The following is a 19549-nucleotide window of genomic DNA, read 5'->3' as shown; positions in this document are numbered from 1 at the left end:
CGTATGGGCAGTTTTGATGGCATGGGGGCCCTCGAGTCAAGGCTTGAGGAAGCGCGACGGAAAAAAGTCGAGCAGGAAAGAAGGGCAGCTGCTGAGGCTGCCGCCCGACAAGCCGACCGGGACTCCCGCGACGGCGAGTCTTCAGAGCTGGTCAGGGAGTTTATAGCACGGGCCAGAAAGCTTCAGATTCGACCCACCCACCGGCTGCTTGGCTCAGTCGAACAGACCTGGGCCGGGGGTGGCGGCTTGGACTCGACCGCATACCTTAAGTCGGAAAAGATTCTGGACAGGACGACAACAAATTGCTGGCATCTGGGCGGGCAACCGTTAGGTAAAAAATCCATCGCCTACCCCGACGGTCTCTCGTTTCATTACTACCTGACAGAATCGGGAATGAATCTTATCCCCCAGGAAAGTAATGGGACGAGCAGGTTCGCTTTCATCAAGGCCGAGATGAGGGCAAAGCGAATCGTCACCTGGGTCCCCCGGAAGCCTCATGTTGACGACGTCGTAAAGAGCATTTGGCCCTACGAATCCCAGGTGGACGTCATGCTCGGGGACGCCATGGTGGAGTTCTTCCAGGACCATCCAGGTTCCTAGGCAGCGGCCTTGGGCTTGACTGAGCGTTCGGCGATTCTGCGAGCAAGCTCCTCGTCCGATGCCACGATCCGGGCAGTGACTTCGAGCCGCCCCTTGCAGCCGAAGCTTTATCGCGCACTGTTCGCGGCCGGCAGGCGCGCGGACTCCGCAAGGTGACTCCTGATTAGTGCCTAATACAAGTGGCTCTGGACAGGCTGCGCTGCATAGCGCATTCCGCGAAAGCGAATCGGCTGCTACGTTCAACCATGCGCGTATACATTCAGCAGGACGCTGGTGACATGACGGCGTACTACCCCCTGCAAAGCTTTGAAATGCTCGTCATCCATCGCAATGGAAACCAGTCATGGATCAAGGCTGCTTTCCCCAATATCGAGAGGAATCCGCCCTCGTTCAGCCTGGTGGAAAACATCGATGAAGCTACAGCGACGCAGGCGATGGACGAACTGCTGTCGTTGACAGAGCCCAGCGATGCCGGAGCAGTTGTGATCAGCTGGGACGGGAGCCACTTCACTCGACGCAGCCTGTGACCTGCCGGGCAGAACTGTCAGTGCCATGAACAGCTGTCACAGGCGGCGTCACTGAAAGGTACGGACCTTGAAGGTGGTCTCCGGGAGGGCCGAAGCATGTTCGAGCTCAACTCCTACGCTCCGCCCGGGGTCGTGGAATCAGACGCGGACCGATGCCTCCTGGCTTCCCTGGAGTTCCAATCGGTGATCGTCTCTTCGTCTTCTGGTGGGCGCCTCCACCTGTCAGGGATCCTGACCGCAGCCGAAACGTAAGGACAGGACGTCCACGATCGGATCGCCGCGGGCGCCCTGCTGGAGGAGATTGCGGAGCTTGCGGGCGACTACGACGACATCCGGTACCTGCCGCCCCGGTATGAACCGCTGAGTGACTACTTCGGCTGGGAAGCAACGGTCCGGCTCATCCCCCGGGACAGCAAGTAAGCACCACCGGCCGCCGGCCCAACCCGGCGGCACCCAACGGCTGATAGTTCAACCAGGCGAGGGCAAAGCAGGGCACAGGGCCGGATTCTAGACACTCACGGCACCGCCGACATTGCCAGCTCCAGAACACCGCGAGTAGTCGCGAAGATGAGGTTCAAATCCTCGAAGCCGACCAAAAGACAGCCCGCCGAAACACGCCGGGCCGTTGCCTACTTCCCGTCTGACTCCGAGTGGGCACCGTAGAGATGTGCCAGGTCGTTGAGCGTCTGCAAGGCCATGTCCCGGGCCTGAGAGATCGCATCCCTCCGCTCTTCGACGTTCAGACCGTCATCGAGTCCGCCTTTCAGCAGTGCGGCCGAGAACTCCTGGTCCTTCTTCAGGTCTTTCAGGTGCTCAAGCTGCAGCCTGTCACGGACGGAGTGGGCCTTGAAATACAAAGTTGTCACTGCCAGAAGTGCATAGGCGACATGCTTGCGCTCCCACCAAAGCCGCCTCTTCCAAGCGAGACGGAAGAAATCCCTCGCGTCATGTGCTGCCGGCGCCGACACCGTGCCCACGTACACCTCAGCGTGAGTGCCCCACTTCTTGGACTCCACCCACCGATAGCCAATGGGGATAAGACGACCACGCCTGGTGCGGTACTGGGCGGAAACGCTCAAGAAAGTGCTGCCGATGCCCGAATAGCCCACTTCAATATCGGCCAGCTTCTCGTGTTTGCAGGCCTCAATGAACTCCTGTACGTCCTTGTCCCACAGACGATCAGTCATGCCGTTTTCCATAGTCCGCTTCCCCCTGATTCAACGATACCGGCCGTGATCGACGGAGGGATCCGGCGACTCGCCCGGAAGCGCGGGGAGGTGCTGGGCCGCCGCCGCACACATGAGCTGGCATGAGCATCCACATCCGCAATATCCCCAACGACGACCTCGTCACCCTCGGACCGCAGCTGTCCGGCCTGCACGTCCAGACCAGCTCCACCGACCACAACGGCCGCCCCGTCTCCGGCACCATCCAGGACGCGAAGCTCATGGATGACCGTCTCCGAATCGCAATCAAGCTGACCCGCTACGTGAACGGACAGCACGTCCTGGACAACATCACCGTCCCGGCCGGCGCCGACCCCCTCGGACACCCGTGGCGCACCGCCGTCCACGTCCGCGAAGGCAGTATCTTGTTCGCAGCACTCGAGGCGGCCTGACCCATGGACATCACCAAATTCATCTTTCGCATCCTCTTCAAATGCCTTGCCTTCCTTGCCCTGTGCACCGCAACCTACAAATGGTGCGATTCTGATTAATTAGTAAAAACGCCTTCCAAAATCAGGATAGTAAGGCCATGATCTTTGAACATGGGCGACAAAATATTCCTGGCGACCGTTATGACCGAGTCATCCCTCACTACAGAGCAGTTAGGGGCGTTGGCCGAGCATGGGTGGGAGCCAGTGCCCAACCCATCAGAAGACCATCCTGCGAGTCTTCTTTTTCGACAAGCCCAGAGCGACGAGGGCGAGGCTGTCGGCCAGTTTGCAGATTTGATCAAGGACGTACGCCTGTCAGGAATACGGGGCCTCGTATGGACGCCTTTTGAAAACTCGCGAGGCTATGCCTACATAACAAGGCCAGAAGAGGCCGGGGCCTTTTTTAAGGACCTCTTTGAAGCGTCACAGGCACCGGGGAAGCCTGGAGACCCGCCAAAACCAGACGACGCTGCCGAAAAGCGTGCGCAAGAAGACGAAAAGCCAAAGAAAGCGGCCGCTCTACACGCAGAAACCTTCCCGGCCATCCCGGAGTACGTTTGGAAATCCCTTAAGCCAGACACCAAGGATGAGCTCGCAAAGAAACTTGTCGAGTACACCATCAACCGGCCGGACGCGGCGGCATACGCTAGCAGCTTTGAGGATGCAGCCCTCTTCGTCCACACGGAAGCCGGGGAACGGGCAAACCTGGCAAAGAAGATCCTCGAACAGAAGCACGGCATGACTGCTCAGCATGTCAGGGGCGAGACGCTGGTCAACGACTCCCAAGAACAGCGTGTCGAACTCATGAAAAAGGCGGTCGCGGCCGCAGGTGAAATTAATGAGCATCTGATCAAGTGGCGGGACCTTTCAGGGAGTGTCCTACCCCTGTTGATAGCAACTACCATCGCGGCCGGTGTATTCGTACTGGCCTCGCTCGGGTTGGTTTTTGTCGGCCGCATCAGCGGATGGGAGATGGCGGTCTTGGCCTTCGTATTTGCTTTGATGGCTGTCTCGCCAGCGACCCTCCTGCTCATCGGCCGGCCATTGAAAGGTTTGGACGAGTGGAGCCCGAACAAGCAGGCGGAGAAGGCAGAAGAGGCCTCAAAGGAAGAACCTGCAAAGGACAAGGGCAAGTCCGAGGAGAAGGCAGACAAGTAGATCCTCACAAAATCTCCGCACCACGTCGCTGGTTGAGGGGATGAACAATAGAGCGGGGAGGTCCGCGTTCCTCTCCGCACACATGTTGAGCATGGAACAACTAATTGCCGAGCTGGAGAGCCTCCTTGCACGCCATGCTTCCTCGCCCAACCCCGATTTCTATGGTTTGCTCGGCAGCCTGAATATCATCGTGCAAGTAGTCGAGGCAGCGCCTTGTGAGTACCACAACCGGCACATCCTGGGGTGGGACTCTACCTGGTTGGACCTCGAGGAATCCCAGGTCGCCCATGTTCCGAGAAAGGTCCACCCCGTCGAACGACGCCCGATCGCGCGCGTGGGGGACAGTCACAGAGGTGCCTCAAGTTTCCCTTTGAAGATTGGCCCCTGCCTGAAACGCTGAGCGGATTCGCCATCCATGGAACTCCACGACGCCTACGCGCGCGACGAGGAATGGACCCGGACAGCCAGTGCATGAGGCGTATGTTCCGTTGTTCCTGGAGTCACTGAACGACGCCATCCCCGCCCTGAACGACCGCTGGAACAAAGGCTGCAGGATCGGCCCATTCCTTGACTCTATTGCCGTCTCCGATGAATTGATGCGGCCAGGGAGTCCGCTTTGAAAACGGCAGAGGTGAAGCTGGGGAGCTTCAACACCCACTCTCGCACACATGAGTACTTCGTCGCCGTCAACCGCGGCGGGCTTCCCGTGACCGCGGCCGGCCGCCATCTGGATTTCAACCGGGCACGCAACGCGGCGGACGCCGCCGGCGCCCGCGTCCACATCGTCGTACCCCCGGTCAAAGCTGTCACCGCCGAGACAGCTGCCGGAATCGAAGTGACTCTCGCCGAGCACATCGTCTGGGAACCCGTACCGCTCGAAACACGGGTTGAAGTCGTCGCCTAGCCCTCAGTCAGGCGCCGGGGCACGGCTGGCCTTACGGGTCAGTCGTCCCCTCGTTCGGCGCGGACGAGCGTCTTGGCCAGAATCTCTTCGGCATTGCGGGGCAGATACGTGGAATTCACATGTTGTAAATACATAAACCCTCTGACGCGACCCGGGTCGACGTTACGCGGCAGCCCGTCCACTTCACCCGAACACATGCCAGTCCCCCCGGAGCAGAGATTGATCCACGGCCCCTCCCTCATCACCACAAATCTTGTGCGTGAAACTCCCCAGTCATCGACGTTGTCTGGGTCAGAAACTTCCCATCCCTCACCGATTAGCTCCTGGAAGCGGTGAATCGTCTTCGAATGGCCAGAGGCTTCTCTTATCCTCTCAACGCTCCCCGCAATGACAATCGTCAGTGGTTGGTAACCCATGGCGTCTGCCCGGTGGCTGAACTCGCTAGAAAGCTCAGTCATTCGTTCGATGGCTGTGGCCGCAGTTCGTCGCCATCCCTCTGCGGCCTGCGCGTCATCATCGATCTTCTCTTGAACCGAGCGTCTGGCACTAGCCATCACGCCGTCGAAGCCGCCGACCGGCGGCGCTGCACCTGCAGCTGCTGCTGCCTTCTCGCGTGCTGCTTGCTGCCGCGCTTCGAAGGCTGCCGTTCCGTCCGAGAATCCCATGGCGCAATCGTAGGCGATGAGGGCAGTGCGGCGCTCCGTACACATGACGAGCATGAGCCATACAGCTGACCCCCGCGCCAACGGCATCTCCACCGTCGACTACTGCGCGCTGTTGCCCCGCCGCCGGTACACGCACGAAGCCCGCGGCCGCGTCCTGCTGTTCCCCCGCGCCGGCCTGGTCGTTGTCCCGTTCGAAGAGCTCAAAGGCGGCGGCTGGTATGTCGCCGTCATCGAAGGGCACGGCGCCTACCCGGTCGGCGGCTACCACCTGCACGCCTGCGACGCGGAAATCGAAACGGCTGTCGAACTCACCTTGGGCGAACCCGTTCCCGACGCCATGGTCAGCACCACTGCGGAAACCGACGCCCTGGAGGACGGGGTTTTCATTCGGACCCGCGCCCACGGCGGCCTGAGCAAGGAGACCGTCGACGGTGAAACCAAATCGACCCGCACCATCCTCAGGAAGGTATCGCTGCGAACGGATGAGCTCGCCGACCAGCTCCCCGTCGTCGTCCGTTGCAGCAAGGAGACCGCCGGTATTTGAGAAGTTCAACGACACCGCCCGGGCCGCCATCCTCATGGCCAAGGACATCGCCGAGTACCGCGGCATGGACCACCTCAGCACCGGACACATGCTGCTCGCCATCGTCGGCCACCCCGCCGCGACACCACACTGGAAGAACTGGCAAGGCATCTCCCCGAAGACAGCGGCAGTGATCGCCGCTCTGGGCACGACAGCGGAAGCCATCATCGGCCAGACTGTTCCGGTGCTGACGTTCGGCAGCGGCCCGGTGCCCCGACACCTGCCCTTCACGCCGAACCTGAAGCAGGCTCTGGAGTATGCGCTCCGCTCCTCCATGATCCTGGGCGACAACCACATCGGACCGGAGCATCTGCTCGCCGGCCTGGCGCGCAACAGGTCGGGTATGGCAGGTGCTGTGCTGTCACGGCTCGGCATCACCGACCTCAAAGTCCACTCCGCCATCCAGGACTCCACGCCCGCTCCGCCACCGACGGCCGAACGAACCTGCGACGTCTACCTGCCGGCGGCAAGTCCATCTTCAAGAACGGCGCGAAGGTCTACGCGCCGACCGTTCTGGACCAGATCGCCCAGCTTGCCGGTCTCCGGGACGCAGGAGTCCTCACCGCCGAAAAGTTCGACGCCGAAGGCCGAGTTGCTGAGCCGCCTCTATCCCTCAGGGTACGGCCGACGCCAAGGACAGACCGAGATCGGCGGCGGCCCGGCGCTAGGGTGTTGCGAAACCTGTAGGAGTCTTTCGCCAGTAGCACCCGAGATTTGTGTCCGAGCAGGCGCCTCTAGCGCTTTCGGACTGGCGTTATATCAGCGGTTGTGCGCGTTCAACCAGAGCAAAGCTGGTCTGCCGCGGATAGCGGCGAGGGTGGGGCCGACTGCGATCAGAATCTTCGCTGCAGGGCCAAGGAGGTCCCTCGACACAAATCTCAAGTACGCGAGACGAAGGTCAGATTCGGACGGCGCTGTTTTAGTATCAGACGACACAGCGCACCTGTCCGGTGCAGCGGACAGGGGGACACCATGATTCGACACTCACTCGCCGGTGCCGCAATGGCAGCCAGCCTCGCGGCCAGTCTGGCTGGATGTGGAACACCCGCTCCCAGCATCACAGCCACAAGCCCCGCCGATCAGGCAACGGACTTCTGCGGCACCGTGGGCAAGCATCGGGACCGCTATCTGGAAACGATGAACCAGCGGACCGGGAGTGACCTGGCTAAACTCGTCACCACGATCTCGGCGGTCGGGGACCTGAAGCTAATGTGGACCGACATCGCAGCCGTCGCACCTCCTGAAATCAAGAGCGACGCTGATGCCACCCGGGACGCCTGGTCCAACGCCGAGTCCGCAGGAGTCAGCGGCAATAAGATCGAGGCCGTCGGGAACGCTCTCCTCAACTCCGGCTCGATCACCAGGGTCAACGCTTACATAGCCGCCCAGTGCGGGGCGGAATATGCGCCGCTGGGGGTGCAGCCGCCGGCAACGACGGCGCCGGCCGCCACCAGTGTCGCCGCTGAGGGCGAGTGGACCGACCGTAGCGGCTACAGATACCGGATCGTCATCAACGGCCCCGTGGACTATAAGTTCACGTCGGACATTAAGAATTCGCCGCCCGGAGAGGCGGTCATCTCCTTCATGCATTCTACGACCGGTACGATCTACAACCTGACGCCGGGACGCAATGCCCCTGTGCCCAAGGACTTGAACTTCATGACGGCGTGGAAGGGCGGCATCGCCTGCGACACCCTCTTCGAGAAGTCTGCCGATAACAGCAGCGGATTGCCCAACGGGGCGTGCGGCCGTGCCTTCCAGGTCGGCGTTGAAGCAAAGCAGATCCCCGAAGGGGGTTCAGTGACGTACCGGGCGGCTTCGGGCCTAAACCTGCCCGTTCCGGTCGCGGAGTCGGCCGTAGAGCAACTCCGCGCAGCTTACGGAGCCCCCGATCAGATCACTCTCGTCGCGGGTTCATCATGCACAGTCAAGGGAGCCCTCTGCTAGATCTCTCGGCCTGCGGGGCCCAGTCTTGAATGTACATCTGGCCAGGCAGTCAGATGGTCGCAAAGTCGATCTTCCCACGCCAAGAGTAGATGGCCCTGCACCGGAAGGAGGTATCTGCGACGGCGTCCTAGTCGATACCACCCTCGCCGATGGCTATGAGCATGTAGGTACCGACGTCGAGCAGGTGCATCGAAATGGAGTCGGCCAGGTTGGACGATGCCGTGTTCAGATAGGGCCGGGACCGGTCATGGCGGCCAGCTGCTCGGCAGAGACGATGCGCCAGGAATCGATGACACCCCACGCGGCCAGGCGTTCGCGGCGGCCCTGGTTGACGGTGAGAAGCCGCATCGCCTCGTCCTCATCCATCAGGAACCGGGAGTTCACCAAGGAAGGCCTGGCGCCTTTGCGCTGTGCCAGCAGCGGCCGGTCGGACCAGGTTGCCTGGGAGCCGGGTGCCCAGAGCCGGTCCCAGTAGCGGTCGCAGGGAGTGGGTGGCCAGCTCGTCGTCGGGGCACGCCGACGGGACGAGTGAGGCGTGGATCGAATCGGCTGCCGTCGTGCGGCGTGCGGTCAGCGTGGCGATGATATTGCTCCTGCGGTATGGCCGGGTGATCCAACCATGGCGCTGGCCTTCACCGCGTGGCGTATCGCAAAGGGAGACAACCGCAACTTTGACATGTACACGCCAGGTGATGCACAGCGATCCTCGTGTGCCCATCTGGCCCCCACCGGCTCAGCGTGACTTTCCCGAGCATTGGCCCTCAAGCCCCTATCCCGCCTCGAACGAGGCCTCATCCGAAACGACGCCTCGCCACGACCTACCGCCAACGGCTGGCCGAACAAACAGCCACAAACCCGATTTGATGAGAATGCCAATTTGGTCACTGAGATGGCCTGATTCGTGAACCAACCCATGTCCCAGCAGTTTCACTGAAATCCCTATCCGAGGATTCCTATAGGGACTTTTTGGAGGCATGAGAGTTGACCCAGCCACCTTTAGCGCCCTTGCCGATTCACCGGTGTTACTGTGAGCCATCCGCGTCATGGCTTATTGGGGGACGAATGCACAGACGATACACCGGCGTCATGATCTTCACTGCAGTAACACTTGCCGCTTCAGGGTGCTCCGCCGCCCAGTCCAACCCTGATGCGCGAGTGTCTTCTCCGTCGGTACCTGCCTTTGCAAACTTCACACCCTCGGCACCTCAAGAGACCTCCAAGGCCAGCAGTCTGGCTGAACCGCCCGGCACCACGCCATCATCAGGGACGCCGAAACAATCATTCTGCGCTGCGGCTGCTGGCTATCTCAGCAAGTTCCCGGCCATACCTGGCGACGGTGGCCCCGGTAGCGAACAGCAGGGCAGCCGTGGCTGTGGATTTGGTGGCGGTGACCCCAGTAAGCCAGCGGTACTTCTGGGCGCGATCAGCCTGACCACCGGTCCTCTCGCTGCTACTTCGAAAGGTCAATGTGAGGCCAGAGAGATTCCCGCACCGTTCGTCAAGGTCACAGACTCCTGGATTCAGGCCCCGGGATGGTCGGCTTTCGTTTCCACAAACCAAGGCATTCATTACGCGAAGCTGTGCACGGGCAGTCATCTGTATAACTCGACGATTCTCAACGTCGCAGGATCCACTCAAGACGACGCTCTAAACCTCATTCGTGTGGTCATCGACTGAATTGACGTGCAGCAGCACGTGGTGCCGTCTGCCCATGGGCGGCATGAGCCAAACCGCCAACACCATCGCATCATCAGGACACACCGGTTCTTTGGAGGGTTCAGAGGTGTCCTCGATCAGCCCTGTTCCGGATCGGAACAACGACTTCGTGAATGCCATTCCGATCCACTTGACGGAGCCGGTTCACTAACCGTTCTGACTTGACTTGTTCCAGTCGGAGCTCCTCCTGCAGAACATTGACAACGCGCTCCATGAGGAGCGACAGGTCTTTCCACTGCAGGGCACTCTTCTGAGTGCGAAGTTGGAGACTCTGCAAGCGCTGGACCTCGTCTGTGAGCTTCGCTATTCGAGTCTGAGCCTTTGCCTCGTTAGCCGTTGGCTGCTGAGATTTGTCGCGAAGGAACTCGAACCGTTGCTTGAGATCCGGCATTCTATAAAGCGCTTGGCGCGGGACATCCGCTTCTTTGGCTAGGTCAGTCACAGTCATAGCGCCAGCAACGACCCTTTTCGGCTGCCCGGAGAGCATCCTTTGCATGGCTGACAGGACGGCCTTCCGAGCTGGAACATTTTCGGAATCAATGTCTTTGTTGCTGGGAACCGTAGCTTTCATGATTGTTGCCCTATCTTCACGTCAAATCGACTGAGAACTTGATTCGTTATCGCCAGCAACTCGTAAGTTGCGCTCCGCTCGAGCGATGAAGGCTTGAGCCAGCGGTAGGGGCGATAGTTTTGCCTGACGCTGAAAGTTCTCAGCATCAGCAAGCAATATCCGGTTGTGTTCAGGGGTCCGAGCGCAGTTGTGGCAGCCATCGACGCACCCCAGCAAGTCGGGCCTGTCGTCGCGGTCACTTTGCTTTAGCTTGTGGCAGAGGGCTCGGGTCTCATCGAAGACACATAAGGCAACCGCTCCAGGGTTCTCGTAAATGAGAAGTGTCTTGTCCCTTCGTAACCGCCGTTCGTCACCAGGAGTCAACTGCCTTGGCACCCTTTGCACTGCCGCTACGGCTCTTTCGGCCGCAGGGCCGTTCAGCGTTCTACCTTCAGCCAAAATGTCCTGAAGATGGGCTATCGTCTGCTTCCTATGGAGCCAGTCCTCCTCCAACAGCAGATCTTGCATGCCAGATTCTTTAGTACCGGCGTAGCCGCCAGAGATCACCACTGAGAGGTGCTGGTATTGGATCGCGGCTGTTGCTTCACCGTTTGGTCGATTCCTTATGAACCAAGCGAGCGTTCTGCGAAACCTGCCCAGTGTAACGGTGCCTTCCGGATCGGAAGGGATTAGGAAGGCCTGAGGACTCGCGGTGTGGGGCACCAGTCTTTCGTTCACGAATGTGATGAAATCTGTTATCCAAGTCGTAGACGTTCCACTTGCAATCATTCGCCCAGTGTCTGTGAACAGCAAACCAGCAGGGGTTCCAGAAACCTCTGCGATTCGTTCAGCCACTCTTATGGCCTCTGTGGCTACTGGGACAGTCGCCCAGACAGCTTCCCTTCCTTGGCGCGGAGCCCCGTCCTCACTTGCGCTGTAACCCTTAGATACTTTCCCTTTGATCAGGTGGACGCAAGATCCACCCGGCTCCTCTAATGGATCCGGCGCAGCACCGAACTCCCAGGCCCTCACTTCCTCGGAACGAGCTCCTGTCAGGTATGCGGCGACGATCATGCAGGCTGTTCTGAGGTGCCCTAATAGACGTCCCGGCAGCAGGTGATTGTGGAAGGTTCTCGGTCTTAGATCTTCCGCTTGAATGTAGGGAATCCACGGTTGCTGGTGAAAGTGAGCGGTGATGTCGCAGTCGATCGCTGTCAGGGCGGGGTCGGAAGAAAGCACAGGCCTCACAGGCATCTGACCGAATACAGCACTGAACGTATTCTCGTGAATCAAATGTTGATATGCGAGTGCTCCCCAACTTACTCTGTCAGGGTCTCCCCTACGACTTGTGGAGGATTGGGCAGGGACGGGAAGCCCTCGATTTACGTGATCCTGCAGGATTTCTTGCGCCAGTCGCCGAGCATTTCCGGCCTTGGCAATCCGACCTTCTCGCTCCTGAAAGCGATCATGAGCTGCGAAAATGTCGTCGGCAAATCGCGTAACGAAGGCTATTGACCACTCAAGCAGAGGACCCATCGCATCCTGAGTCAGTCTCTTAGTCGAGTTTTCAATGGCTTTCCTCTGAGGTTTCCACTTTTCCTCCCGCCAAATCGGTTCTGGCCATTGCTGATCCTCAGGCAACCACGGGTTCAAGTGCCACATACGCACGAGCTGTTCCAGCTTGTTAAATTTTGTGGTTGCAGCATAGTCGCTTTGTTCGATGTGACGTCTGCAGTCATCTAGGTGCCCTGAGTCCAGATCTCCAATGTTTCGCACAGGAACCTCCGGATGGGCATCAGACCATTTGCCAACCAGCCAGTCAATCTGCGTTTTAAGGCCATGGAGAATCTTGTGGATTGTGCCTCCGCTCGGCCAGCGCACGTGATTGCCCGATGCAAGATCGAGTAAACTCGGAGGGTTGCCGTGGTTGATCAACACGTAGGCCACATGCTTTGCGAATAGCCGGAACCCAGGCGTCCATTAATCGAAGCGCAACCTCACACGGGATTTAGACGAATCATCAGTTAGAGCGTCCAACGGCCAGACATCTGCGCTGAAGCTAACAACCTCGCTTTGCTGGTGGATTCGGTGGGCACCTATAGAAGGCGTTGCGGCAGAGGGAAGTCGGAGAGCAGGCCCGTCCCCGTAATCGTCGCCGCGCGTGGCCTGTGAACCTTCAACCAATGGTCGGGCTTTCACTCCGGAGAGCGGCCATGATCGTGGGAATATATCGCTCGCTTTCTTGCATCGCCGCCCGCAGCTCTTCGTCCGAGTGCCGTTCAGTCATAGCTCGCAACATGTAGTAGTGCCGCGCGAATTTCTTCTCCCATAGTTCTGATAGAACGCCACGCAGTTCAGAGAGCACGCTCAGTGCCGCAAGCTGTCTGGGTAACAGTCGACTAACCGTTGCAGCATTTGGACAGTCAAGGCAGTCGAGAAAGGTGAAATAGCCTCGATCGCATGCAAGGCCAGTTTCCGGGTTCCGGCTTGGGTCTTCACAGTTGACGATAAGAGCGTCATTGCCTTCACCAGTATCATTTCCTAGCTGGAGTCGACTGTGGACCACTTGGCGTGCCCGGTCCATCGCATCTTGTATGCCAAGCGACGCTGAAATTTGGTGCGCCTTGACCGAAACGGGGTCGGAAAGCACGTAGCGCAGATACGTATCGGGATCGTGATCAGTTGGCTCTTTGGATACACCTTCATTGGGAACGCTGCGTCTCAGCCGACGAAAGTCAATAACCGCGCCTTCTGGAAGCCACGGAATAGTAGTTCCGCCCCTACGAAGTGGTATTCCCAGCTTTGGCTTCGAACCTGTGCTGCCCCACCACATGAAAAGCCGATTGGTTTCTTCACCGGAATTGCTGAACCACGTTCTCAGCGGCTCCGTCATCTCAGCGACCATTAGCACAGCTCTGGCATAGTCACCGGCGTCCTCCTCGTCCGGTTCTATGGGGCCTGAGACCAGCTCCGGCCAAAATCGTTGAGACGGGCCACGGCGCGGTTTGTCCAAGTCCAGCTGGGCGAGGGCACCATGGTACGAAGGCACCACCGCAGTGCTTAGCGGCGACAGATTTACACCCCGGCGGCATGCCAGCAGGACTGCGGCAGCCATTACTTCTGTAGCGTCCGGAAAAAGCAGACGCCGGGTCGCCCAGGTGACTTTAGCACCCACTCTCCAGGCAACAACATGCGCGTAATCACTTCGGTTTTGGGGCGCACCGAAGCGCATAATCTCGTAGAGGACCCTCTCACGTTCTGTTGCCGTGGAGGGATCATTCTTGTAGGCAAGGGCCTCCAAGTGCGCCGAATGTATTCGTTCATGAGCAGTTTCAAGAGCTCGTCGAGCCGCGTTGCGGATGGCCGAAAATTCTTGCGGTGAGTACCTCTGTATAGGATTTTTAGCGGGCACGATCCCGACACGCCGCCGTGCTTCTACTCGTGTCAGTTCTGGAAGCTCAGGACACTGCCTCAAAAGAGTTCGTAGATCTCTGAAATACCCGTCTGAAGTAGCCGGAGACAGTGTCACGCGCAGGAACTCTTGATATTTGCGTAAATGAAATGGGGTTACTTCGCCAAGTGAAGCGAAGCTCTCCTCTTCTTGGCTGTTTAGCCATCGGGCGAATGCCGAGACTGCTCGTTTCATTGCCTCAACCGAGGCACGACGACGACCACCGTTGAAGCTGGTCGTCCATGCCAAGAAGCCCATGGCCAGTTCGTAGGCCATGCCTTGAGACAACCGCAGCCGCGTTAGGTCAAGCTCGTAATGAGGTGCATCTTCGAGGGACAGGACCACCGTGCTCACGTGTTCTCGAATGGGAACGACCTCGATTGGCAAGCCGACAGAAGGCTGATATGCCTTTCGCCCATTCATGAACCAAATCCAATCCTAGGATTCTCCACGGCCAAATTTGTCCAAAACTCATCAAAACTGGAGCCGCGGAGCATTGTAGAACGCCTTAGTCCCTTGACAGGTTCCAGGTAGATATTTTTAGTAATTTCAACAGTGGAGTGACCTAGCAGGTCTCGCACCTCATCGAAGGCTTGCGAATACATCCTCGCCAAGAAAGGCGTTGAAGCATCACTGCCCAGACGCTCGTCAATCGCTTGTACTCCAGCAAGTAGCACGTATAGGGCAAACGAAAAGCGCAGGGAGTGTGGGGTGACCAAAACTGTAGGCGACGAAGAGCCAAGGGCAGCCCGGCATCCGGTGACCCGCTCATTCGCTGCATCAAAAACTTTGTCCCAGGAAGCGGGCTGCAGAGGCTTACCATGCTCAGTGAGCCACAACCAAGCCGGCTCGACTTCGCCTCCAACCACAAGAAACAGCTTCTGCCGTTCAAGAATCGAGAGTCTATCGAGTGGAAGCAAACGTCCGTTTACGAGTCTTGCCTTCTGCTGAAATCGACCTGGAACCAGTTCCACAACGTCCAGACGCCCCCGCACTTCGTCGAACCGCCGTGCTCGCTGGGCGCGACTTACAATGTCTCGCCGCTCCCCGTCCATGTACTGCCGGAGGCTAATTAGCGCTCTTTCGTTCATCACTCTGTAGTGACGCCGAAAACCTCCCTTGCCGATGATCGGCACTTCTTGTCCGACAGAGGTGGGAAGCTCGGGAATGAGCAGAGAACCGGCTTCCTTTAGACGGAGCCCTGTCATCATGACGAAGTCAGTAAATCCCGCGTTCCTCGACGTGTTCCTTGACCTCGCGGCGTCATCCGGCTGTCCAACTGAGAAGACTCCCGAATCGCTCAGCCCAGCCCGATACCCTCGCAAGCCCACGTCCCGCCAAAACTGATAGTCACGAGGAGTTATCCAACGGTCCCGCGAAGTCCTTGCATTCTTTTCTCTGTGCCCACCCACGCGGTTGGCATCATGAAGGCGTAGCTGGTCACCCACGGGATTCTGTGCGACCCAACCATTTCTTTCGGCATAACGATAGAAGTGACGAAGCGCAGCCCATCCCTTGTTCCACGTAGCCGGAGAAACAGTGGCTGGGTTTCTAGCGTCGTACACACGCCAGACCTGGAACGCTCTTATATCGGAGGGAGTCACTTCATCCCAGCGGATTTCGCGTGTATCAAGAAAGGTCAGCAGTATGCTCAACTCTCTTGCGTAGGTCACAGCTGTCGAATGGCGGTCAGAAGAAAACGCGGTTCTGAAGTAGTCCCCTAACCTATAGTCGACGAATCTCGTCGACAAGAGAATGGGCATGCCCGCTGTTATGCCTGCGTGGCTCTCCCTTGCATCGATATCTCGCCATGCCTTAGCGAGAGGATGGAAATCAGGATCTACCCGAGGTGGCCCACCGGTGGTGGCAAGAACCCAAGTGGGCCTATCTTGCTCCGAGTCACCGACAGTGGTGCGGGCTGTGAATTGCTTGGAGCTCCCAACAGGAGCATCCGATGGATCTGGACTATGCATGAGTTACCTTCTTGACGTTTAGAGGCAAGTGCCTCTTATCGCGGAAGGTGTGGTGACAGAGATAGGTTATCGCGGCTTGAATCCTGGCTTTGCGTGACACACTTACTGGCCTTCAGGGTCCCGCCGTGACTCCAGCTTTTTTACTCCCTGCCCGGAGCGTCTGCGGCTCTTGTCGGTCCGGATTATGCGCGTGCCATAGATTCACGCCATCATCAGACACGTAACACCACTTGGGGAAGCGTGCGTGTAGTGAATTATAAAGCGGGCGCCGTGTCAGCGACACAACGCCCGCTACATTCTCCCTTACCGCCGAGTAGTAACAGGCACCCGAGAGTGTGATCTCGACGGCGCGTCAGGGACTATGCAGTCAGTCCTCCTTCGCCCCCTCATCCAGCTTCCGGTGAGAAGCACTGGCGGAGGTTCCGAACAAGCCCACGCCGATCAAAATCAGCATTACCAGAACGCCGACCACGACCAGATAAATACCGCCGTTGTTCCGAAGGGTCTCGTCCGCGAGGACTCCTGCCATAGTGGCGACAAACCCGGACGTAACCAGCAGTATTCGGAAGAACTTCACGTCCGCGGGACGGAGGCTGCCACGCCCCGTCACAGCATCTGCCCTCTCCCAAGCTATCGAAACCAGCAGCAGGATCGCCCCCATTGCGGTGACAAGCGACGGATAGGTATCTGACGGCTTCGCCTCGGCGTCGGCCGCTGGCGCGACGGGGACGATTAGCCACCTTGCAAGCATTGCCAAACCAACGGCAACGGCGGTACCGACGGCATACTTTCCCAATACCTTCCCCGCGAGTTTCCACCAGGACTTACGCCTCCACCACGGCACCTCCAGCTCGGCGGTTGGCGATCCCCCGGACATTGTGGATTCCTCTGCTGCTTGCATGTAATTCCCCCTTATTCTCGCCATTTGATGTGGCGTCATGCGATGTTCTAGGACAGGTGATTTCCGTGTCCCTCAGTCGTACTTCGGTCTGAACCCTTCAGCGAGTTCTGTAATGACGTCCGCCAGGATTTCTTTGTCTTCCTGGGCACGCTGGCTTGCTTCCTGGGATGGCGCCTGCTGCGTCTTCCAGGAGTCGTCTTCGCGTTTGGCCTGCTTGGCTTCCCGGGGGTACTCTGTGGCATACGGTGAGAGGTCGCGGCGGCCTGCGTGGGGACCTCCGATGCGGCCTGTTCCGGTCCGGCAGTACTCCCCCGCCTCCACTCGGCAGTACGGGCAGGGTCTGGACTCGATGTCTTGCAGGATCTTGTCGACCAGCTGCGCCTCGTTCTCCCTGGCTTCGTCGTTCCTGCGTTTCCGCTGCGCCCTGGCAATCACGGTGGGTACCGGCACTTCGTCGGCGGCGTTGATCACGGCCCGGTAGGTGACGAGTTCGCTGGGCATGACTTCATGGGCGGTTTCGGCCAGGAATACGACCTGCTTGGGAGTCAGTACCGGGCTTTGGTGCCGCTCGAACCACGGCATTTCGCCGTCCTCGAAGTTTCGGGGCAGCGGGAAGTCCCGCTCGATGTACTCGACTGCCTTGCTCATGTGCTCCTGGTGGGTATCGAGCATTGGTGTGAAGGCTTTGATGTCATCGACGATCTTGGTGAGGTTCAACGGTGTCGCGCAGCCGATCAGGGCGTCCTGGGCTTTGCCGAGGGCGTCGACGGCGGCCTGCAGGGCTTCCGCGGCTTCCCTGAGGGGTGCCGGGGCGAACCCGTCGTTGGTGGTGTCGTAAATGTCGAGGGGGCGTGGTTCTGCCTCGGCCGGGTTGTTCATGCGGAAAGCCTATCGGGGGGCCGCAGGGAGCCCTGTCCCGGCTCCCCGCGCGACGCAGCGGCCCTTCAGCTTGAGAGGTGCGCCGGCGGCCGTGCAAGAGTCGTAAAACAATCATTCCGAAGCGGAAAGCTCTGTGTTAGACGGCCGAGTGATTAGAGCTCGAACAAGCTGCAGTGAGAGGACCTCGTCAACAAACTTGGCGAGCTTGCGGACGTTCTTCACATTGGATGCCATGCCGTGCAACTTTTCCCTTAGGCCGTCCTGATCCAGCAGTTCAAGCTCCTTTTCCGTCAGATCGTTGAGACGCCGGTCCAGAATGATGTCAATGATTCGGACCGTCTCCGGGCGACTGAGCTGTCTGAAGCGAATCAGGGCATCGAAACGCGAGAACAACGCATCACCAAGCGCCTCGCGAATCTGATCCTCCGACTCATAATTTGAGGTACATATGATGACCTCTGGACCGACCTCGACGTGATAATTCTTGTCCTCGAATAAGCCGCCATCAAACAACTGGTAGAAGGCGCTGTGAAAGATGGGGTTAGCCTTATCGAACTCGTCAATCAAGATGACGCCTGAGTCCCGGTCCAAGAGATCTCTCGCAAAGGAGCCCTCCGAGTGGTGCCCACCGAACAGGTACGAAGCAAACTTGTCGCTGTGAAACATGGAGAACTGCTTTCGCATCAGCTCCCCACCCAGAAGACTGTTGACAAATTGTGCAGTCTCTGTTTTCCCAACGCCTGAAGGGCCAAAAAACATAAGCACCACGGGTCTGGTTCGTCCCGAGGCCGTGAGCGGATATAGCGCAGCGAGGAGGGATTCTTTCACCGCGTTCTGGCCGACCAGATGCGCGGCGAACCCCTCATTGATCTTGACAAGAGTCTCCACCGTCACAGCTGGATAGTCGTAGCGTTCTACGTTTACCCCAAACAGGCGCTGTACCTGAGCTTGCACTATCGCAGGCGGATTGTGCAGCCAGAGCTCCTCAGGATCAATGGAACGAATCTGGCCGGCGAAGTTGGTGATGAAATGTTCGTTGAAGCTGGCGTAGTCATTAGATTCCGCGACCACCAATGCGGGCCTCTGGCGAGAAGACTCGAGGGGCTCCTGTTGCCCGTGCCCAACGAGTCGAAATTGGCGACGCTCCTCGTCAAGCTCATGGACAAGCTCGAGGAGGCTTTCGTGCTCCAAATCGCCGAGTTCTTGTTTGAACCAGGACAGTGGGCCGTAGAAGATCGAAACAGTGGTGTCAGCTGACATGTTCCACACCTGCGAAGAGAACGTCATATACGTCCAGCAGGCCCCCGTCGCCGTCTTGGACGCCATCGAGGACGTCTGCGGCTGACAGGGGTTCAGTAGTAGCTTCCTGAATAAGTTCAGTATTGAAGTTCAGCCCGTCTTCACTTGCTTTCCCCACAAGTATCCCGTGGTAGGTGAGGTCCATGCGCCCCAAATCTGCCAGTCCGTAGCTATTTCGAAAGGCGCGTATGTTGAAGCGGAGAATGCATTTCTCCCCACTTGCACGGTTCTCAGCCAGCATCTCGTAGTAGCCCTTGGCGCTTGTAAGGGCCTCGTCCATGCGGGCGAGGTCAACCCCATGCTGCTCCGTTTTTGCAATGATCATGTAGGGGGTGTACATCTTCATGTAAGCCATAGATTCCTTAGGAGCAGTCACGCGGAATCCGTGCAGACGAATGATTTGTTCTTCATCCGCCTGTCCCAGGTAATCGGTAAGAATGGTGTTCGACAATGTCTTACGCAGGATGCTCTGCCCTGCAATTGAGCTTTCAGTGCCAAGCCCAGCTTCTGCGGACACCCCGATAAACGGAAGCCAGCTTAGCTTTGCGAGCAGCTTTCCTTCCATCGTTGCCCTAAGCTTGTTTGCCCGCTCTGTGACGTCCTCAGCAGTTGCGACAATCTTTCCGCCCGATGAGACGTCAAGGTAGTCCGAGGCAGAATCTTCGTCGAAGTAGACGACCTTGATCACGGACTTCACTAGCTGCTCGTTCCGCTTGTTTTTCATAAGGTCCCCTTCGCT

At 58.6% G+C, this 19549-nt stretch carries 19 protein-coding genes and 1 pseudogene; 9 read left to right on the top strand and 11 right to left on the bottom strand.

The genetic code is table 11. From position 1 onward, the window contains the following. The first annotated feature begins 3 nt into the window (after nt 1-3). Together TV39_RS09000 and TV39_RS08995 are read left to right on the top strand one after the other, a co-directional pair. A complete protein-coding gene (locus TV39_RS09000) occupies nt 4-600 on the top strand; it encodes a hypothetical protein (protein ID WP_043480712.1) in 597 nt (198 codons plus the stop codon). A gap of 245 nt (nt 601-845) precedes the next feature. Continuing rightward, the gene (locus tag TV39_RS08995; protein ID WP_235347318.1) at nt 846-1127 is read left to right on the top strand and encodes a hypothetical protein; all 282 of its coding nucleotides are present in this window, start codon (nt 846-848) and stop codon (nt 1125-1127) included. Between the two features lie 629 nt (nt 1128-1756). Here the strand turns inward: TV39_RS08995 and TV39_RS08990 are convergent. Beyond that, nucleotides 1757-2314, bottom strand: a complete 558-nt coding sequence (locus tag TV39_RS08990) for a hypothetical protein (RefSeq protein ID WP_043480706.1) — start codon at nt 2312-2314, stop codon at nt 1757-1759. 122 nt (nt 2315-2436) lie between these two features. On the opposite strand from TV39_RS08990, the gene TV39_RS08985 reads away from it, so the two are divergent. From TV39_RS08985 to TV39_RS08970, 3 genes are all read left to right on the top strand, one after another. Beyond that, nucleotides 2437-2745 carry a hypothetical protein gene (locus TV39_RS08985; RefSeq protein WP_043480703.1) on the top strand — a complete coding sequence of 103 codons (309 nt, stop codon included), beginning with the start codon at nt 2437-2439 and terminating at the stop codon, nt 2743-2745. A gap of 150 nt (nt 2746-2895) precedes the next feature. After that, entirely contained in the window at nt 2896-3942 is a 1047-nt protein-coding gene (locus TV39_RS08980) for a hypothetical protein (protein ID WP_043480700.1), read from the top strand. 616 nt (nt 3943-4558) lie between these two features. Continuing rightward, nucleotides 4559-4846 carry a hypothetical protein gene (locus TV39_RS08970; RefSeq protein WP_043480696.1) on the top strand — a complete coding sequence of 96 codons (288 nt, stop codon included), beginning with the start codon at nt 4559-4561 and terminating at the stop codon, nt 4844-4846. 38 nt (nt 4847-4884) lie between these two features. On the opposite strand, the gene TV39_RS08965 is transcribed toward TV39_RS08970, so the two are convergent. Continuing rightward, nucleotides 4885-5511 (bottom strand): hypothetical protein, encoded by a 627-nt coding sequence (locus TV39_RS08965; protein WP_144406370.1) that lies wholly within the window; start codon nt 5509-5511, stop codon nt 4885-4887. A gap of 52 nt (nt 5512-5563) precedes the next feature. On the opposite strand from TV39_RS08965, the gene TV39_RS08960 reads away from it, so the two are divergent. The 3 genes from TV39_RS08960 to TV39_RS08950 are packed head-to-tail and all read left to right on the top strand — an operon-like array spanning nt 5564 to nt 8041. Then, on the top strand, nt 5564-6055 hold the full coding sequence (locus TV39_RS08960) for a hypothetical protein (RefSeq protein ID WP_043480691.1): 492 nt from the start codon (nt 5564-5566) through the stop codon (nt 6053-6055). Then, nucleotides 5994-7070 (top strand): Clp protease N-terminal domain-containing protein, encoded by a 1077-nt coding sequence (locus TV39_RS08955; protein ID WP_082049585.1) that lies wholly within the window; start codon nt 5994-5996, stop codon nt 7068-7070. Before TV39_RS08960 ends, TV39_RS08955 begins: the two co-directional genes overlap by 62 nt. After that, nucleotides 7067-8041 carry a hypothetical protein gene (locus TV39_RS08950; protein ID WP_144406369.1) on the top strand — a complete coding sequence of 325 codons (975 nt, stop codon included), beginning with the start codon at nt 7067-7069 and terminating at the stop codon, nt 8039-8041. The genes TV39_RS08955 and TV39_RS08950 overlap by 4 nt, the downstream gene beginning before the upstream one ends. A gap of 225 nt (nt 8042-8266) precedes the next feature. Here the strand turns inward: TV39_RS08950 and TV39_RS22245 are convergent, their stop codons facing one another. Then, entirely contained in the window at nt 8267-8425 is a 159-nt protein-coding gene (locus TV39_RS22245; RefSeq protein WP_160292490.1) for a hypothetical protein, read from the bottom strand. A gap of 702 nt (nt 8426-9127) precedes the next feature. Here TV39_RS22245 and TV39_RS22050 point away from each other — a divergent pair. Continuing rightward, nucleotides 9128-9718: a hypothetical protein gene (locus tag TV39_RS22050; RefSeq protein WP_144406368.1), complete on the top strand. Its 591-nt coding sequence runs from the start codon at nt 9128-9130 to the stop codon at nt 9716-9718. A gap of 631 nt (nt 9719-10349) precedes the next feature. On the opposite strand, the gene TV39_RS22045 is transcribed toward TV39_RS22050, so the two are convergent. The 8 genes and pseudogenes from TV39_RS22045 to TV39_RS22380 all read right to left on the bottom strand — a co-directional run bounded on the left by TV39_RS22045 (nt 10350) and on the right by TV39_RS22380 (nt 19534). Next, nucleotides 10350-12245 carry a hypothetical protein gene (locus TV39_RS22045; RefSeq protein ID WP_144406367.1) on the bottom strand — a complete coding sequence of 632 codons (1896 nt, stop codon included), beginning with the start codon at nt 12243-12245 and terminating at the stop codon, nt 10350-10352. 238 nt (nt 12246-12483) lie between these two features. Then, on the bottom strand, nt 12484-14112 hold the full coding sequence (locus TV39_RS22040) for a hypothetical protein (protein WP_235347317.1): 1629 nt from the start codon (nt 14110-14112) through the stop codon (nt 12484-12486). 65 nt (nt 14113-14177) lie between these two features. Further along, nucleotides 14178-14969 carry a hypothetical protein gene (locus tag TV39_RS22540; protein ID WP_235347316.1) on the bottom strand — a complete coding sequence of 264 codons (792 nt, stop codon included), beginning with the start codon at nt 14967-14969 and terminating at the stop codon, nt 14178-14180. A gap of 249 nt (nt 14970-15218) precedes the next feature. Then, nucleotides 15219-15521: pseudogene (locus TV39_RS22845) on the bottom strand (site-specific integrase); the annotation flags it as partial. Nucleotides 15522-16098: 577 nt separating this feature from the next. Continuing rightward, nucleotides 16099-16632: a hypothetical protein gene (locus tag TV39_RS08930; RefSeq protein ID WP_144406365.1), complete on the bottom strand. Its 534-nt coding sequence runs from the start codon at nt 16630-16632 to the stop codon at nt 16099-16101. A gap of 72 nt (nt 16633-16704) precedes the next feature. Continuing rightward, nucleotides 16705-17511 carry a zinc finger domain-containing protein gene (locus tag TV39_RS08925; protein ID WP_043480679.1) on the bottom strand — a complete coding sequence of 269 codons (807 nt, stop codon included), beginning with the start codon at nt 17509-17511 and terminating at the stop codon, nt 16705-16707. Nucleotides 17512-17622: 111 nt separating this feature from the next. Beyond that, nucleotides 17623-18771: an AAA family ATPase gene (locus TV39_RS08920; protein WP_043480678.1), complete on the bottom strand. Its 1149-nt coding sequence runs from the start codon at nt 18769-18771 to the stop codon at nt 17623-17625. Continuing rightward, the gene (locus tag TV39_RS22380) at nt 18761-19534 is read right to left on the bottom strand and encodes a DUF6414 family protein (protein ID WP_052500535.1); all 774 of its coding nucleotides are present in this window, start codon (nt 19532-19534) and stop codon (nt 18761-18763) included. The genes TV39_RS08920 and TV39_RS22380 overlap by 11 nt, the downstream gene beginning before the upstream one ends. Nucleotides 19535-19549 lie beyond the last annotated feature (15 nt).

The sequence above is a fragment of the Arthrobacter sp. SPG23 genome (assembly GCF_000876655.1).
In the GTDB taxonomy this organism is placed as follows: Bacteria; Actinomycetota; Actinomycetes; order Actinomycetales; family Micrococcaceae; genus Arthrobacter.
This window is presented reverse-complemented; position numbering and strand designations above follow the sequence as displayed.